The 1,541-nt window shown below is 56.5% G+C and carries 2 protein-coding genes; both read right to left on the bottom strand.

Annotated elements, in window-relative coordinates:
* The coding region (locus tag ACR0I7_RS20035; RefSeq protein ID WP_480514136.1) for an aldehyde dehydrogenase family protein at window positions 1–752 on the bottom strand (752 nt) is incomplete at its 3' end.
* Window positions 733–1,541, bottom strand: an 809-nt coding sequence (locus ACR0I7_RS20030) for a sugar phosphate isomerase/epimerase family protein (RefSeq protein WP_480514134.1), incomplete at its 5' end; no start/stop codon positions are given. The genes ACR0I7_RS20030 and ACR0I7_RS20035, both read right to left, overlap by 20 nt.

Genomic DNA, 1,541 nt, shown 5'->3' with positions numbered 1-1,541 from the left:
GCTGAGCAACCGGACCCAAAATCAGAGGTCTTTGAAATACGCGTATTCTGAGCAGCGATGTCCAAGTCGGCCGTCTCATCGATGACAATGGATGAATTGCCCGCACCGACGCCATAGGCTGGACGCCCTGAACTGTACGCCGCTTTGACCATGGGTTTGCCGCCCGTCGCCAAAGTCAGGTCGCAGATCTCCATCAGATGTTGCGTTAATGGGATCGACGGTTTGCGAATGGATTGAAACAAGTCCTCGGGGGCACCGGCAGCACGACAAGCTGCACGCATAACCTCGACCATCTCAAAAGTGGTATGGGCGGTTCGTGGGTGTGGGCTGAAGATGACTGCATTCCGAGCGTTTGCGGCGGAAACACCGGTCACCGGTGGTGTCATTGCTGGATTGGTCATCGGGATCAGGGATGCGATCACACCGGCAGGTTTGGCATATTTCACCAGACCTTTTTCCTCATCCACCTCGACGATACCGGTCGATGGAGTGCGCAGGACATCACGCAGCACCATGTGAATCTTAAATCGCTTCGCAGGGCGCCCTTCGCGATCTCCGATACCGCTTTCGTCCACGCCTTGCTGGGCCAGACGCGTGAAGGTCTTCTCGTTCCCAGCATACCACGCAATTGCCTGAGACAGGCGGTCCAGCCTGTCCTGATCCCAATCCTCGATCTCGGCCATAGCAGCGCGGGCGCGTGCCAGCATATCGGCCGCCATGTTGCGGTCGTTTTCAGTGAGCTCTTTGCCCATGATGATCCTCTTGGTGTTTTAGAATTGCAGCATCGGGCACACGACGCTGTGACCGCGCCTCGCCGAATGTTCGCTTGGCGTGGCTGAGACAGCGACGCGCGTGTTCTTCATATCCCAACTCGGCAACGCGGCTTTGGTTGGGTAATTCAATGGAGTAGTCGACGGGCGGCATCCGTTCGATGATGCCGGTGAAGTCAATCCAGCCTTCGCCGGGATAGAGCCGCGCATCGCGGGCCAGTTGGATCATGCCCTCTCGCGTATCGGCGATCCCGGGTAGGCAATCGGAGATATGCAGGAAGTGAAACAACTCCGAGGGGACGTGCAGAAGCTCTCCGAGATCAACACGACTGAGGTGCAAATAAAGCGTATCGACCAGAATACCGCCATTCGGTTGATCAGAGGCGCGGACAATATCCAGGGCCTCATCCAGAGTGCGCAAGCGAGAGAAGCTTGGGAATTCCAAGTCCACTGTTAGCCCGTAGGGCGCCGCCAGTTCGCAGGTTTCAGAATAGACGTCGATCAAGAAGTCACGATCATCGCGGGTATTGGTCCACGCGCTCATGATCATGCGTTTAGCACCCAATTCCCCACCGATCTCAAGAGAAGGTTTAAAACTGCGCGGATCGACATCTTCCGTGATGCGCGCAAGTTCGACATCGAGGACTTTCAAGCCAGTGGTAGAGAGAGCAGTTTTGGTGGCATGCACCTGTGCCTTGTCGATCGGAGATTGAGTGAATTCACCGGGCACATGCATCGGAATGAATCGGGGGCTGACGGCATCGTAACCGG

It is taken from the genome of Ruegeria sp. AM1, from assembly GCF_056540745.1.
This window is presented reverse-complemented; position numbering and strand designations above follow the sequence as displayed.